Here is a 13,678-nt window from a genome sequence, read left to right as displayed (position 1 = left end):
GGACCTCCGTGGGCTCCGATCGAGCCGCGACCTATCGTCGAACTCGAGCCGGAGACGCCACCAGGGCGTCATCGCCCTCGCGGACTGAATCTGTCGCGTCGCGGAGCCAGTTCCGCGTTTCCCGCAGGATTTCGTCGGACAAGGCGGCGTCATCAATGGTGCGCGCCAGCACGAGGGCGCCGACCATTGACGTCCACGCGCCGATCGCCGCCCGTCTGGCCTGGACCGGCTCGGTCTTCGCCATCGCCAGGGCGATGCGATCGACCTGGGCCTTGAAGCCCGCCGTCATGGCGAGACGCGCTGCCGGCTTCTGACGCCGGACGTCGGCGACCAAGGCTGCGGTCGGGCAGCCTTGCGCAACCCTGTCGCGGTGTTGTGGGGCGAGGTAGGCGTCCAGCATGCCGGCTAGGTCTTCGGGACCCTGCGGATCCCCGCTGAAGATGTGAGCAATCGCCTGGGCGATCAGATCGTCCTTGGATTCGAAGTGGCCGTAGAAGCCGCCGTGCGTCAGCCCCGCCGCCTTCATCACCTCGGCCACGCTGACGGCCTCGAACCCCTTCTCTCGAAACAGGCGACCGGCGGCGTCCAGAATCCGGATCCGGTTGGCCTGCATCTGCTCGCGCGTCACTCTCATTTCCAAACTCTCCAACTCTCTGTTGACTTATACATGACAGACATCATATTTGGCAACAGATGACGCCCATCATGAATAAAGCCCGCAAGGAGTTCCATCCCATGCCTGATCTTCCCTCCGTTCTGATTACCGGCGCTTCCAGCGGCATCGGCGCCGTCTACGCCGATCGCTTCGCGCGTCGAGGCCATGATCTGGTGCTCGTCGCCCGGGACGCCCAGCGAATGGAAACCCTCGCTTCGACCCTGCGCGCCGAGACCGGCGTGTCGATCGACGTCGTGAAGGCCGACTTGACAGATGCTTCGGATCTGGACGCGGTGTCCCGTCGTCTGCGTGAGGACGACCGCATCGGCGTCCTCATCAACAATGCCGGCGCCAGTCTCGGCGGCGGTTTCGCCAAACAGTCTGGTGCTGACGTCCAGAACCTGATCGCCCTGAACATTTCGGCGGTCGCCGGCCTCGCCAACGCGATCGCTCCCCGTCTGGCCCGGGCCGGAACCGGCGCGATCGTGAACATCGGCTCCGTCGTCGGCCTCGCCCCCGAGTTCGGATTGACGCTCTACGGCGCGACCAAGGCGTTCGTCCTCTATCTCTCCCAGGGCCTCGCGCTCGAACTCGGTCCCAAGGGCGTCTACGTCCAGGCCGTGCTGCCCGCGGGCACACGCACCGAAATCTGGGGGCGTTCGGGCGCCGACCTCGACACCCTGCCGCCTTTGATGGAGGCCGCCGATCTCGTCGACGCCGCCCTGGTTGGTTTCGATCGTCGCGAGCCCGTCACCATCCCTCCCCTCCACGACGCCGCCCAGTGGGACGCCTTCCAGGGCGCCCGCCAGGCCATGCTGCCCGGGTTCGGGACCACGGTTCCCGCCAAGCGCTACCGCGATCCGGCCTGACACGACTTTTCCCCCAGACCAAACCACGAGAACTCGCATGACCGACGCCAACCTGTTCGAGCCCTACGCCCTCGGCCCTGTCACCCTGTCCAATCGCATCGTGATGGCCCCGCTGACGCGCAACCGGGCGGGACCGGGCTTCGTCCCTGGCGACCTCGCCGTGGAATACTATCGCCAGCGCGCAACGGCCGGTCTGATCATCACCGAGGCGACGCAGATCTCGCAACAGGGCCAAGGCTATCAGGACACCCCTGGCATCTACAGCCCTGCCCAGATCGAGGGTTGGCGCCGAGTGACCGAGGCCGTTCACGAAGCGGGCGGTCGCATTGTCCTGCAGCTCTGGCACGTCGGCCGCATCTCGCACGTCGACCTTCAGCCGGGCGGCGCAGCGCCGGTCGCCCCCTCGGCGATCCGGGCCGAAACCAAGACCTTCGTCAACAACGGCTTCGTCGACGTGTCCGAGCCGCGCGCCCTTGAGTTGGAAGAGCTTCCCGGCATCGTCCAGGACTTCCGAAACGCCGCCGCGAACGCGATCTCGGCCGGTTTCGACGGCGTCGAGATTCACGGCGCCAACGGCTATCTGCTGGACCAATTCGCCAAGGACGGCGCCAATGTCCGCACAGACGCCTACGGGGGATCGGTCGAGAACCGCGCAAGGCTGATGCTGGAGGTCGCCGCAGGCGTCGCCGAGGAAATCGGCGCTGACCGCACAGGGATCCGGCTTTCGCCTGCGTCGCCTGCCAACGCGATCGCGTCCAGTGACCCGCAATCCCAGTTCGACCATATCGTCGACGGACTGAACGCGCTGGGGCTGGTCTATATCCACGTCGTCGAGGGTGCGACCGGCGGACCGCGCGACAACGCCGACTTCGACTATGGATCGCTGCGCCGCCGCTTCAAGAACACCTACATCGCCAACAACGGCTACGACCGCGCGCTCGCCGCGGCGCGACTGGAGGAAGGTGCGGCGGACCTGTTCGCCTTCGGCCGAAGCTTCATCTCCAATCCCGATCTCGTGGAACGGCTGAAGACCGGCGCAGCCTTGGCCGACCTCAATCCGGCGACCCTCTATGGCGGCGGCGCCGAGGGCTACACCGACTATCCCTCGCTCGACGCCGCCCAAGCCTGATGCGCCGGCTGCCGGGCAGCGAAGGAAACCTCGAATGAAAGCCTATGTTCTCGACCGCTACGCCAAGAAGAGCGCCTTGCGTCCGGGCGAGCGTCCCGACCCGGCCCTGCGCGACACGGACGTCCTGATCGAAGTGCATGCGGCCGGCCTCAACCAGCTCGACACCAAGATCCGCGACGGCGAGTTCAAACCCATCCTGCCCTATCGCCTTCCCCTCGTGCTCGGCCACGATGTTGCTGGCAGGGTCGTCCGTGTCGGACCGAACGCCAGACGGTTCAAGGTCGGCGACGCCGTTTACGCCCGCCCTCGTGACGGTCGGATAGGAACCTTCGCCGAGTTCATCGCCGTCGATGAAGCCGATGTCGCGCCGAAGCCCGCCAAGCTGACGATGGTGGAGGCGGCCTCCATTCCCCTTGTCGCCTTGACCGCCTGGCAGGTTCTGGTCGAGCGCGCCAGGCTGAGCCCAGGCCAGAAGGTGCTGATCCATGCCGGTTCGGGCGGGGTCGGCATCTTCGCCATCCAGCTGGCCAAACATCTTGGCGCGCAGGTCGCCACCACGGCCAGCGCGGCCAACGCCGACCTGGTCCGGAGCCTTGGGGCGGATGTCGTCATCGACTACAGGACCCAGGACTTCGCCGCCCTGCTATCGGGATACGACGCCGTTCTTAACAGCCTGGATGCGGACACGCTCGAACGCTCGCTGGACGTTCTAAAGCCCGGCGGCAAGCTGATCTCGATCTCCGGTCCGCCCGACCCCGGCTTCGCCAGGGCTCAGGGTCTGAACCCGATCCTGAAGCTGGTCCTGCGCCTGTTGAGCCGCAAGATCAGGCGCAAGGCCGCCGCCAAGGGCATCGACTATTCCTTCCTGTTCATGCGCGCAGACGGCGACCAGTTGCGACGGATCACGGCCCTGATCGAGGCCGGCGACATCCGCCCGGTGCTGGATCGCACCTTCGCCTTCGCCGATCTCAACGCCGCCCTCGCCTACATCGAAACCGGCCGGGCGAAGGGGAAGGTCGTCGTCACGATCAGGGAGGATGCACAGTGAACGCCGCCCTTTCGAACGCCTCGGCCTCGGTCGCAGAGACCTGGAGCACCACCCCCAGCCGGACGGTCGAGGCGGCGGGAACCACCTTCGCCTATCGTCGCCTCGGATCGGGCGGCGGCCTGCCTCTGGTGATGTTGAATCATTGGGGCGCGACGCTGGACAATTTCGACCCCCGCATCCTCGATGGCTTGGCGCAGAACCGCACCCTTTTCGCCCTCGACTATCGAGGCGTCGGCGCCTCCGGCGGAGACGCCCCTCTGACAGTGGCCGAGACGGCGACCGATGTGCTGGCCGTCCTCAAGGCCCTGGGGCTTGCCCGGATCGATCTGATGGGCTTTTCGCTGGGCGGCTTCGTCGCGCAGGACATGCTGCGCCAGGCGCCCGATCTGGCGCGCAAGGTCATCCTCACCGGCACGGGCCCGGCGGGCGGCCCGGGCATCAACAAGGTCGGGGCCGTATCCGGCCCGCTGATCCTCAAGGGCATGCTGACCCTGAAGGACCCGAAGACCTATCTGTTCTTCACCTCCAGCAAGGTCGGCCGCGGCGCCGCCAAGGCCTTCCTGCAGCGATTGAAGGAACGCCGCCGCGATCGGGACAAGCCGATCACCATCGCCGCCTTCCGTCGCCAGCTGCGGGCCATCGAGGCCTGGGGCAACCTACCGCCCCAGGATCTGGGCGCGATCCAGCAGCCCGTCCTGGTCGCCAACGGCGATCACGACATCATGGTCCCCAGCGCCAACTCCATCGACATGGCGAACCGCCTGTCGAACGCGGAACTCGTCCTCTACCCCGACGCCGGGCACGGCGGCATCTTCCAGTATCATGAGGTCTTCGTGCCCAAGGCCCTGAAGTTCCTCGACAACTGAGTCGTCCTCCCACGCCAGCCTCCCTCCTTCAAGGAAGCCGACCATGTCCAACACCCATCTGACCGCCCCGACCCGCCATATCGACATCGATGGCGACCGCTTCGCCTATCGCCGTTGGGGCGCGTCCGGCACGGGCCAGCCGCCCCTGCTTTTCTTCCAGCACTTCCGCGGCGGAATGGACCACTGGGATCCGCTGATGACGGACGGCCTCGCCGCCGGCCGCGAGGTCATGCTCTACGACTATCGGGGCTGCGCCTCCTCCTCCGGGGCTCCCCGCACCACGATCGAGGACATGGCCGACGACGCCGCCAAGGTGATAGCCGCCCTCGGGCTGGCGCAGGTCGATGTGGTCGGCTTCTCGCTGGGCGGGATGGTCGCTCAGGAAATCACCCGCCGCCACCCGGACCGGGTGCGCAAGCTGATGCTTCTGGGCACCCAGCCGCGCGGCGGCGATCCCGACCCCAACCCCAGGATTTTCGAGGTCGCACCGCGACCCGTTCCGACCGTAGAAGACTTCCTGTTCCTGTTCTTCGGCCCGTCCGAAGCCGCCAAACAGGCCGGTCGAGCGTTCTGGGACCGTCGCCACCAGCGGGTGGATCAGGATCCGCCGAGTTCACCTGAACTGATGATGGGTCAGATCGAGGCCAACACCGCCTTCGTCACCCCGCTGGATCCGGAACGACCGTTCGCCCACCTGGCCGAAATCACCCAACCCACCCTGATCGTGAACGGCGTCAGCGACGTCATGATCGCCACGATCAACTCCTGGCACATGGTCCAGAACATCCCGAACGCCCAGTTGATCGTCTACCCGGACGCCGGCCATGGGGCTCATTTCCAGTATCCCGAGCGCTTCCTCAAACACGCGATTCAGTTCCTCGAAGAATGACCGGACGGGTCCCGCCGATGTCGGAGCGTGTCAGCGCCAGCCGCCTGGCCTTGTTGGCCGGGTTGGCTGCGCTGGGCGCCCTGGCCACCAACATCATGCTGCCCGCCTTCCCGGACATGGCGAAGGCGCTCGACGTCGGCCCGCGTGATCTGGCCTGGACCCTGAGCAGCTTCTTCATCGCCTTTGCCTTGGGGCAGTTGATCGTCGGACCGGTTACGGACGCCATCGGCCGCTCGACGCCGGTCCTGGTCGGTCTGGGCGTCTTCGCGGTCGGCAGTCTGGTCTGCGCCCTGGCGCCGACCTTGCCCGTTCTCATCGTCGGAAGGGTCATCCAGGCCTTGGGCGCGTGTGCGACGGCGGTCCTGGCGCGGGCCATCGCGCGGGACCTCTATGCGGGACCGGCCCTGACCCACGCCCTGTCGCTGGTCATGATCGCCATGGCCGCCGCGCCCGGATTCTCGCCCATGCTCGGCGCCGCTACGACCTTCTGGTTCGGCTGGCGCGCGACCTTCGTTCTGGTGCTCGGCGCGGCTCTGCTGCTGGCGGCTCACTTTCTCCTGCGGTCCGGCGAAACCCTGCCGCAGGATCTCCGGCGGCCCCTTCGTCCAGGGCATATCGTCCGCACCTATCGCGCGCTTCTCGGCGACCGCCGTTTCATCGCCCCGGCCCTGACCGTCAGCCTGATGATCGGCTGCCTCTACACCTTCTTCGGTGCGGCGCCGGCTATTCTGATGGCGGAGGTGGGGCTCAGCGCTGCCGGCCTCAGTGTCTTCTTCGCCGCCACCGTCTTCTTGGTGTTCGGCAGCGGTCTGGCGGGTCCGCGCCTGGCGCGTCGCTGGGGCGCGGCCAAGGCGGGGATGGCCGGGGTGGTCATCGCCTTGGCGGGCGGCCTCGGCCTTCTCGCCGGCGCGGAAGCGATGTCTCCGCTTCCCTTCATGGGCGCCGTGACGATCTTCCTGCTCGGCATGGGCCTGATCAATCCGATCGGGACTGCGATCACGCTGGAACCGTTCGGAGCCCACGCGGGCATGGCGTCCGCACTGCTGGGTTTCTTGCAGATGGCCTGCGCGGCCGTCGGCACCGCCCTCATCGGCCTTCTTCCGTTTGGACCTGTCACCGGGTGTGCGATCGTGATCGCCGGCGGCTGCGCCCTGGCCACCCTCATGTTCGCCCCCGTCGTGCTCGACGGATTGAAATCCACAGGAACGACCCATTGACCCTGATCGCCAGCGACCTTCTCGGCCAGGATGGCCTGGCTCAAATGCAGGCCATCCTTAATGGGGACCTCCACGCCCCGATCGGGCGGACATTGGATTTCGACCTCATCACCGTCGAACGGGGTCGTGTAGAGTTCGAAGGCCGCATCAGCCGTGCGGTTTTCAATCCGCTCGGAACCGTGCACGGCGGCTACGCCGCGACCATCCTGGACACCGCATGCGGCGGCGCGGCCCATTCCTGCCTCGAGGCCGGACAGGGCTTCACGACGCTCGAACTGAAGGTCGCCTATCATCGCGCCCTGACCGAGGCCAGCGGCCCGGTCCGCTGCGAGGGCAAGCTTGTTTCTCTGGGGCGTCGCGTCGCCTACACCGAAGGACGTCTGATCGACCGCCAAGGACGGCTGTGCGCGACAGCGACCTCGACCTTGCTGATCTTCCCACTCGAACCGGCCGCCTCATGAGGGCGAAGGCTTCACAGCCTACGCCACCCAGTCCAGGCTTGGTGGCCCCGTAACTGCGCGTCGGCGTTTCACCGCATGACGCCCGCATCTGCACCGATCCACTTCGAGTTCATTAAATATCATTGACCGTCATTCTTGCAGAAGACGGACTACCAAGAGCCTTGGTGCTTCCGCAGATTCCAACAAGCCAACGGACGGACCTCGCGAGCGCAATCGACAACCAGGCTAACGACCGACAAGATGAGGTCGGCGGGTTCCGGAACGGATAGGCGCTGGTCTTGAGCCAGGGGACGCAATGCGTCGGCGGCGATCAGGGCCGAAACTTCCGGGCTTCTGTACAGAAGTTCCAGACCCGCCCCCTCCCCTTCACGAGCCGGCCAGACAGTTCCCCCGGGCTCAGCCGTCTTCGGGGTCGATGAGGCCAGTGCGAACTCCGACCGCGACCGCCTCAATCCGCGTTCGTACACCCAATTTGGCACAGGCCTTCTCGATGTAGCTGTCGACGGTTCGCGGGGAGAGCCCAACGATCTGCCCGATGTCAGCAGAGCTTTTCCCGCGGCTGACCCAGAGCAGACACTCGGCCTCGCGTCCGCTCAGAAGGATGGCAGGGCGGCGTTCCGCGTGACGATTGGGCTCCATGTTGGGCTCGGCTTTTGTTGATCCTGATGCACGGTGAGCGGGAATCAGCAGCCGGGCAACGACAGTGAATTGCGGGACGCCCGCCAGTTTTTTGCGGTCGGCGCCGCCTGCTCCGTAGGGCGAATTGACGCGCTTGCCGTCGAGTAGACGCCCTAATAGACCGCCCAGGTCGGGCGCCGTGAGATAGGCGCACAGCTTGAGCCGGGGTCTGTCCTAGCGACAGGGGCGCCGCTGTGATCCGAAGCAGCGGGCCTCGCGATCGCAGAGGATTCCAACGCCCGACCCCTCCGGCTTGCGCCGGGATTCCGTTTGATTCATGCTGGCGAGGCCGACGCTTGCGTTGGTGGGGCCTGGAATCCCCTGTGCGATATCAAATCATCGACGGCGTCGCGCATCGCGCGTTTGCCCGTTCCCAACGCCTGACGGTGCGCGCCTGCGCGCCTGTCCCGGGCCGTGTGGACGCGTCTGGGTTCCGGACCCTCTCGTCGAGAGGCCGGAGAACCGTCGTGACCGATACGAAGCAGCTTGGGACGGAGGCGCAGGACGGTATCAACCGTCTCTATCGGCGCTATGCCGCCTGGCTGGATCGGCGCCTCAGAGCCCATGTCGACGCCGAGGCGGCGGCCGACGTCGTCCAGGAGACCTACATCCGCGCCGCGCCCTATGCGCTGGATGACATCCGCCACCCGAAGGCGTTTCTGCTCAAGATCGCCCTGAACCTGGTCCGTGACGAGAGCCGGAAAGAAGGACGGCGACGGCGAGATCGGGCGTTTCAACGACCGACCGAAGCCGAGGCCGCGCCCCAGTTCGATCAGGTTCTGCTGGAACAGGTGATCCGGTCCATGCCGCAACTCTACCGCGACGTCTTCGTCTTAAGCCGCTTTGGCGGTATGACTTATCCGGAGATCGCCCAGTCGTTTGGGATCAGCGTAAAAGCGGTGGAATGGCGAATGTCCAAGGCGCTCGAGTACTGCGCGTCTCGGCTGGACCTGTAGGCAAGACGGATGACGATCGAGGCTGAAGCCGAAATCAGGCGCACGGAAGCGGCGGAATGGTTCAGCAAGTTGAACCAGCGCCAAGTCACGACCGCCGACATCAAGGAATTCAGCGACTGGCGGCGGGATCCCGAGAACGCCCGCGCCTTCAGTCGACTCGAGGCGATGTGGGAAGCGGCCGGAACGCTCGCCGAAAGCCCCGCAATGGCGGGTCTCGCCGATGAGGCCCTCGGCCGGGCCGAACGGGCGCGCCCCCGTGGCCGGACAGGCGACACCCGTCGCCTGATCCCGCTCGGGATCGCGGGTGCGCTGGCCTTGGCGATTGGAGGCGGGAGCCTGACCTGGTGGTCCGTCCAGCGGCCCCACGCCTACGATACGGCCATCGGCGAGCAGCGCACCGTACGCTTGGAGGACGGCTCCCGCGTCGTCCTGGACACGGATTCCCGGATCACGGTTCGCTTCACCGACGCCCGTCGCCTGGTCACGCTCACCTCCGGACGCGCCATGTTCGAGGTCGAAGGTGACGCCGGGCGGCCTTTCCTCGTGCAGGCGGGTGACACCGAAGTCACCGCCGTCGGGACCCGGTTTGACGTTCGGCGATCGGGCTCGGGGGCGCGTGTCGTCCTGGTCGAAGGGCGTGTTGATGTCCACAAGTCCTCTTCGACCGATGCGCAGTGGACCCTTGCGCCCGGCCAGGAAGTTACGACGTCGGCGTCGACGCCCCGGGTCGTTGCGGTCAATGTCCCTGCCGAGACCAGTTGGACGGTCGGACGGCTCACCTTCGAGAACACGCCAATCGCCGCAGCCGTGGCGGAGGTGAACCGCTACAGTTCCAAGCCGATCGAGCTTCGCGATCAACGCATCTCGTCGATCCGCGTCAGCGGCGTGTTCAACGCCGGCGACGTCGATGGCTTCGTCGCCGCCCTGCGCGATCTCTATCACCTCGAGGCCGTGACCTCAGCCGACGGTCACGTGATCCTCTCCGCGCCGGCTCGAAAATAATCTGCGTCCGGACTTAGGGGACGCCCCGCGACCCAACGTCTCCTCCCCGCCCCGCAAAGCCGCGGGTAGAAAAGAGGGGGAGATCATGGGCTACAGATTCACTTCAACCGCGCTCGTCGCGCTCATGCTGGGTGTCGCGACGCCGGTCATCGCGCAATCGACCGCGGCCGCGCGGACGTTCAGCATCGGAGCCGGTCCGCTTGGGCGCAGCCTGCCTGTGTTCGCCCAGCAGAGCGGCCTTCAGATCCTCTATCCGAGCGCACTCGTCACCGGCCGCCAGGCTCGGGCCCTCACCGGCGACTACACCCCGGAGGCCGCGCTCGCGGAGCTCTTGCGCGGGACCGGCCTGAGCTATCGCCAGAGCCATCCGACGGTCTTCGTGCTCGTTGATCCCTCGGCCCGCGCCGAACTCGAACCGGAAGCGACGCAGCTTGAGGAAGTCGTCGTCACGGGCACTTATCTGCGGGGGGCGGAGAGCCCGTCGCCGGTCACTGTGATCACCCAGGACGACGTGGCGCGGCAGGGTCGCGCGACGGTCGCCGAGACGCTCGCCGCCTTGCCGCAGAACTTCACCGGAGCCGCCTATGAGGGCTCGGCCGGCACGGGGGCCGACCGCACAAGCCGCAACTCCGCCTATGCGACCGGGGTTAACCTGCGGGGTCTCCGGGCGGACGCGACCCTCGTTCTGGTCAACGGCCGGCGGATCGCGGGCACCGGAAGCGCCGGCGACTTTTCGGACATCTCCAATCTTCCCAGCAGCGCAATCGCCCGCGCGGACGTGCTGCTCGATGGCGCATCGGCCCTCTACGGCCCGGACGTCGCCGAGGAGGTGATGACCAACTGCGGGGTCGAGATCGTCTTCGCGCCCAAGGAGCTCAAGATCGCCCAGGAGCTCAGCGATCGGCTCGGCGCCTATACGACCGAGGGCCGCAGCCGCAGCCGGCCGACGGGGCTCAGCCCGGGCCGGCGCAGCACGACGGTCTCAGATCAGCGCCGGGCGTTGATGCTGCCCCAGGAGCTGATGCAGCTCCGTCAGACGGCCCTGATCGTGCTGAAGGCCGGCCTGCCCCCGATCCGGGGCCGGAAGATCGCCTATTTCCGGGAGCGCGTCTTTCAGCGCCGACTGCGGCCCGCGCCCGATCTGGCTCCGGTCGCCACACCGGCGCCGCCCCCTGCTCTGGAGGAGGATCCCATGGATTTCGACGTCATCGCGCGCGCCTTCGCCGCCGAAGGCCTGCCGCCTCCTCCGCCGGGGGCGGATGAAGACGCCGTGGGCGCCTGGCTGGACCGCGTCGTCGATACGGCCGTGCTGGAGCGCGAGCCGTGAAGACGCCTGACGCAGCCCCGCCGTCCAACCGCCTCGGACCCGCGCCGGGCCCGGCCGGGTCGCGCCGCTCCACCGCCAAGGGCGACGTGCCCGATACGGTGATGGACCGCTATCTGGTCGAGCGCGACCTGCGGGGACGGCCCGAACGCTTCTTTCGCGATCATCGCGCGGCCGAGCCGATGTTCCGCGATCGCGGCCGCTCGCTCGTCTCAAATCAGGCCTATCCGGACGCCGTCATCGACATGCTCAAGATCGCTCGCCATCGCGGCTGGGACCAAATTCGGGTGTCCGGCGATCCCGCCTTCCGACGCGAGGTCTGGATCCAGGCCCAGGCCCTGGGGATGGAGGTGCAGGGCCATCGACCGCGCGAGCGCGATCGGCAGGCCGCCGGCGAGCCGCGCCGCCAGGCCTCGCCAGACCTCGGCGCGCGGCTCGACCGCGCCGCCGTCGTGGTGCGCGCGCTCATCGCCGATCCGGCCGCGCAAGCCCGGCTGATGGCCCGCGCCGTGGCCCGGGCCGCCGAGCGGGCTCCCCAACCGGAGCAGGTCCGCGAGCAGCGAACCCGAACCCGGTGACCGAACGACAGATCTGTTGATATCGGACAATGCCGATTGACCGGACTCAATGTTCGTTCTTTGTTCTTATCATGCCTGTCCGAAAGAAAGTCCTCGTCGAGTGGCAAACAGCGGGGCCGCGCCGGTCCTACTTCGTGCGGCCCGGATCCCGTTCGAGACCCTGGATCTGGTTCAAGGACGGTCACATGCCCCATTTCGACGAACCGGAGGCCTGGTTCATCGTGGAGAAGCGCAGGGGCCATTGGGTCGCGGTCGAACGGGTCGATCTACCCTGAAGGCTCTGGCCCAAACGGCCTTAAAGGATCGGCTCTTGCTCGACCCTGGCGTAGTTGAACGTCAGGCCGCCGCCCCGGCGTTGGCGCGTCGGGCGAGATCCGCGCAGGCCGCCATCAAGGCCTCGAACGGCTCGGCGTCCGCCTCAAGCAGGCCGTCCTCGACCATCCGGCGATAGTCGTCTCCGAGGGCCTCCAGGGACGCGCCTTCCGGTTTCAGCCGCAAGCCGCCGGCGATCGCCCGACCGTAGTCGATCTCCTCGCCGTCGGCGGTCGCGCGGAAGAACATGGCCTTGTGCCGCGCGACCGCCTCGGCCACGGCGCGATCCGCGATCGCGGTCTCGGCGAAGCCGGCGGCGTCCAGACGGGCCAGGTCATGCCAATGGCGAGAGAAACGGTCTCCCCGCAGTCGGCCCTGCGCGCAGTAGACGTGGGCGGCGGTGGCCTTCTCCCAGAAGGTTCGCTCGGCCGCCATCACGCGCGGCATGGCGGTCGGGAACTCGACGCCTGCCAGATGGGCGGCCGCATCGCAGACCACCGGGCGCGGCGCGCTCGGCTCGCCCGTCGCGCGGGCGCCGAACTCAAGCATGACGCTGGGCGAGACATAGCCTGTTCCCGTGCTCGTCGGGGCATAGTCGATGAAGGCCTTGGCGCCCTCGATCCGGATCGCGGCGGCGACGCCGTCCGCGGCCAGACGCGCTTCGAGCATCGGCCGAACCTCGCCCTCGACCCACAGCGGCAACAGCCGCTCGACCTCGCGGGTCCAACGCCGCTCCTCGGCGCGCGTCTCCGGAACAGGGTCCTCGGCCGCGCCCGCCAAGTCCGGGAGAAGCCGGCGGATGTCGTAGGTCAGGTCGATGTCTTCGGAGAACCGCTGAATGACGTCATACGCCTTGGACAGGGAGGTGCCGCCCTTGAACACGAGCCCTTCGCCCAGCGGCACCTCGAACAGGGCCCGAAGCGCCCAGACGACCCAGACGTCCTTCTCCAGCAGATGGGCGGGACGTCCGGACTCGGCCGCCGCCGTCGCGAGGGCGTCGACCCGGTCCTCAGCGGAGAGGTGCAGGAAGACGTCAAACATGCGCCGCCTGGCTGACCGAGCGCGCCAGCCAGCTCGGCAGACGCGGTCCGACGGACACGAGTTCGCCGAACGCCGAAGGCCCCAGCTTTCGCTTCAGGGTTTCGAGCGCCATTCCGGCCTTCTCCGGCCCCAGCCAGGCCAGGGCGCGAACCGCCTCGCCGGCCGGACGATCGGCCAGGAGGAGCTGCCATGCGGGGGCGTGCTGGAACTCCACCATCTGCTTGCCGACGCTGAAGGTGCGGCTTCTCCCGTTGGTCAGATAGACCATCCGGATCGGCACCTGGGTGGTCAGGCCCAGGGCGTTGGCCGCCGCAGCGCCATTGGAGGCGACGACCTCGCCGCGCTGCTCGCTCACGGCGCGCACCACGGTCTCGACAGACGGGGCGCGGGAGCCGAACCGGCTTTCGAGCGGGCGCATATAGACGCCGCGACCCGCGCGCATGAGCCGGCCCCGGCGAACCAGCCGCGACAAGGCCTGGTCCACCGCCGCGCGGGTGCCCAGGTGCAACAGCGACTTGGCGGCGATCGGCGCGCCCTCCGGCAGCGTCGAGGCGCGCTCCATGATCTGATCGGCGAGTACTTGCATGATAACCTCAGTGTCAGAAATATAGGACGACTTCTGACACTTCGCAAACACGACGGCGCGACTTCGA

The 13,678-nt window shown here is 67.4% G+C and carries 15 protein-coding genes; 11 read left to right on the top strand and 4 right to left on the bottom strand.

The genetic code is table 11. The features are described from left to right. Window positions 1-31 precede the first annotated feature (31 nt). Entirely contained in the window at window positions 32-634 is a 603-nt protein-coding gene (locus ACFQQC_RS18405) for a TetR/AcrR family transcriptional regulator (RefSeq protein WP_376863997.1), read from the bottom strand. Window positions 635-735: 101 nt separating this feature from the next. On the opposite strand from ACFQQC_RS18405, the gene ACFQQC_RS18400 reads away from it, so the two are divergent. From ACFQQC_RS18400 to ACFQQC_RS18370, 7 genes are read left to right on the top strand one after another with little or no spacing between them, the layout of a single operon-like run. Then, the gene (locus ACFQQC_RS18400; protein WP_376863996.1) at window positions 736-1,524 is read left to right on the top strand and encodes an SDR family NAD(P)-dependent oxidoreductase; all 789 of its coding nucleotides are present in this window, start codon (window positions 736-738) and stop codon (window positions 1,522-1,524) included. Between the two features lie 37 nt (window positions 1,525-1,561). Continuing rightward, a complete protein-coding gene (locus ACFQQC_RS18395; protein ID WP_376863995.1) occupies window positions 1,562-2,653 on the top strand; it encodes an alkene reductase in 1,092 nt (363 codons plus the stop codon). 34 nt (window positions 2,654-2,687) lie between these two features. Next, a complete protein-coding gene (locus tag ACFQQC_RS18390; protein ID WP_376863994.1) occupies window positions 2,688-3,701 on the top strand; it encodes an NADP-dependent oxidoreductase in 1,014 nt (337 codons plus the stop codon). Continuing rightward, complete coding sequence (locus ACFQQC_RS18385; RefSeq protein WP_376863993.1) at window positions 3,698-4,567, top strand: alpha/beta fold hydrolase; 870 nt, start codon at window positions 3,698-3,700, stop codon at window positions 4,565-4,567. Before ACFQQC_RS18390 ends, ACFQQC_RS18385 begins: the two co-directional genes overlap by 4 nt. A 43-nt stretch (window positions 4,568-4,610) precedes the next feature. Beyond that, entirely contained in the window at window positions 4,611-5,456 is an 846-nt protein-coding gene (locus ACFQQC_RS18380) for an alpha/beta fold hydrolase (protein WP_376863992.1), read from the top strand. Continuing rightward, window positions 5,453-6,673 carry a multidrug effflux MFS transporter gene (locus tag ACFQQC_RS18375; RefSeq protein ID WP_376863991.1) on the top strand — a complete coding sequence of 407 codons (1,221 nt, stop codon included), beginning with the start codon at window positions 5,453-5,455 and terminating at the stop codon, window positions 6,671-6,673. The genes ACFQQC_RS18380 and ACFQQC_RS18375 overlap by 4 nt, the downstream gene beginning before the upstream one ends. Then, a complete protein-coding gene (locus tag ACFQQC_RS18370) occupies window positions 6,670-7,134 on the top strand; it encodes a PaaI family thioesterase (protein ID WP_376863990.1) in 465 nt (154 codons plus the stop codon). The genes ACFQQC_RS18375 and ACFQQC_RS18370 overlap by 4 nt, the downstream gene beginning before the upstream one ends. Before the next feature lie 396 nt (window positions 7,135-7,530). Here ACFQQC_RS18370 and ACFQQC_RS18365 read toward each other — a convergent pair whose 3' ends face one another. Next, the gene (locus ACFQQC_RS18365; RefSeq protein WP_376863989.1) at window positions 7,531-7,773 is read right to left on the bottom strand and encodes a response regulator transcription factor; all 243 of its coding nucleotides are present in this window, start codon (window positions 7,771-7,773) and stop codon (window positions 7,531-7,533) included. A gap of 506 nt (window positions 7,774-8,279) precedes the next feature. Here ACFQQC_RS18365 and ACFQQC_RS18360 point away from each other — a divergent pair. The 4 genes from ACFQQC_RS18360 (at window position 8,280) to ACFQQC_RS18345 (ending at window position 11,672) form a co-directional block, all read left to right on the top strand. Continuing rightward, window positions 8,280-8,768 carry an RNA polymerase sigma factor gene (locus tag ACFQQC_RS18360; protein ID WP_376863988.1) on the top strand — a complete coding sequence of 163 codons (489 nt, stop codon included), beginning with the start codon at window positions 8,280-8,282 and terminating at the stop codon, window positions 8,766-8,768. Window positions 8,769-8,777: 9 nt separating this feature from the next. After that, a complete protein-coding gene (locus tag ACFQQC_RS18355; RefSeq protein WP_376863987.1) occupies window positions 8,778-9,770 on the top strand; it encodes a FecR family protein in 993 nt (330 codons plus the stop codon). An 85-nt stretch (window positions 9,771-9,855) separates the two neighbouring features. Continuing rightward, window positions 9,856-11,097, top strand: a complete 1,242-nt coding sequence (locus ACFQQC_RS18350) for a type IV secretory system conjugative DNA transfer family protein (protein WP_376863986.1) — start codon at window positions 9,856-9,858, stop codon at window positions 11,095-11,097. 101 nt (window positions 11,098-11,198) lie between these two features. Then, window positions 11,199-11,672: an LPD7 domain-containing protein gene (locus ACFQQC_RS18345; protein ID WP_376863985.1), complete on the top strand. Its 474-nt coding sequence runs from the start codon at window positions 11,199-11,201 to the stop codon at window positions 11,670-11,672. 336 nt (window positions 11,673-12,008) lie between these two features. Here the strand turns inward: ACFQQC_RS18345 and ACFQQC_RS18340 are convergent, their stop codons facing one another. Further along, on the bottom strand, window positions 12,009-13,025 hold the full coding sequence (locus tag ACFQQC_RS18340; RefSeq protein WP_376863984.1) for a nucleotidyl transferase AbiEii/AbiGii toxin family protein: 1,017 nt from the start codon (window positions 13,023-13,025) through the stop codon (window positions 12,009-12,011). Continuing rightward, window positions 13,018-13,611 (bottom strand): DUF6088 family protein, encoded by a 594-nt coding sequence (locus ACFQQC_RS18335; protein WP_376863983.1) that lies wholly within the window; start codon window positions 13,609-13,611, stop codon window positions 13,018-13,020. The genes ACFQQC_RS18340 and ACFQQC_RS18335 overlap by 8 nt, the downstream gene beginning before the upstream one ends. Window positions 13,612-13,678 lie beyond the last annotated feature (67 nt).

It is taken from the genome of Brevundimonas sp. GCM10030266 (assembly GCF_042666595.1).
GTDB lineage: Bacteria > Pseudomonadota > Alphaproteobacteria > Caulobacterales > Caulobacteraceae > Brevundimonas.
Note: the sequence above shows the minus strand (reverse complement) of the source record. Positions and strands in the feature narration are given on the sequence as shown.